Below are 1,171 nucleotides of genomic sequence, written 5' to 3'. Positions count from 1 at the left end.
ATGGACTGCAAAGAAGCATTGCATACCTCACTGTCTCAAACCGGATTGACGCTCACGCCACTCACCCCCGAAGGGCTCATCAACTACGTTGAGGGCATATTAAACTTCGATGCGACAAAAAACACACCAAGCACCTCACGCTACGCGCCAGAAGAGATGATTTACAAACAAATTCTCTCACGCGACACTGAGTTTTTGGTGCAGCGCACCCACACCGACCTTCGCTTTAGCAATCGAGCGCAAAAAGTGCTCACGCCAAGGGTGGTGTCGTTGGGTTTAAGTCAAACCCCGCGCTCATTTCGCCTCTACTCCTTACCTGACTGCTTCGCCTCAGTCAGGAACGTTGCAAAGAACGTCCAATGCCCCCACCTCATGACGCTGAACTTTCGCAACCAAGATAAGGGCGCTTTCGCCAATAAAAATGGCGCGCGTATTGGCGAGCTTGAAAAAACATTGAAATCGCCCATGGCGCTTTTCTTTCCTCAAGCACCAAAAGAGCTTAAAGAGCGCGAGCAAATTCGCGATGAAATCTCCGACGGCATCAATGGCATTTCAGCGATGCACTTAACGTTGACCCTCTTCACCAATAAAAAAAAGGAGCGTTTACATCGCATCACCGCCATTAACGCCTTTCGCTCTGGGGGACTGGAGATGCAGCCCATCTCGATGCTGCAAAGCCAGGCATTAATGACCACGTTACCTTTCACGATGACCGATGGCTTTTGGGAAGACTGCGACAAAGCCGGTCGCATCCATACCGTAAAATCCTCCAACGTCGCCAACTTACTGCCCATTGTCATGGACGCTAAGAACTTAAGTGGGGGAATGATGCTTCCGACGATGCGCCAACAAGCGTACTGGTTTAATCCGTTTAATTGCGGCTCTGATAACTACAACCTCTCGGTCACAGGCGGCTCTGGCGCAGGAAAATCCTTCTTGATACAAAAGTTGGCCGAAACCATTCATGCGATGAACGGCAAAGTCTGGGTTCTCGACAAAGGTAAGAGCTTTAAAAAGCTGACCTTGATGGTTGATGGCAGTTACATGACAGCCGATAAGATTTACCTTAACCCCTTCACGCACCTAGAGCGCGTGGCGATGGGAGGTGAATTTACGGACGACAACGGCGATAAAATCAATCCCCTTAAAGAGACGCTGCATACGATCACGG

1 protein-coding gene is annotated in these 1,171 nt (G+C 49.9%); it reads left to right on the top strand.

Features of this window, described 5'->3' with window-relative positions; all coding sequences use genetic code 11:
* On the top strand, positions 1 to 1,171 hold a 1,171-nt coding region (locus AB6D93_RS24100; protein WP_372159260.1), incomplete at both ends, for a DUF5934 domain-containing protein.

Source organism: Vibrio sp. 10N.247.310.23 (genome assembly GCF_041467155.1).
GTDB classification, from domain to species: Bacteria; Pseudomonadota; Gammaproteobacteria; order Enterobacterales; family Vibrionaceae; genus Vibrio; species Vibrio crassostreae_C.
This window is presented reverse-complemented; position numbering and strand designations above follow the sequence as displayed.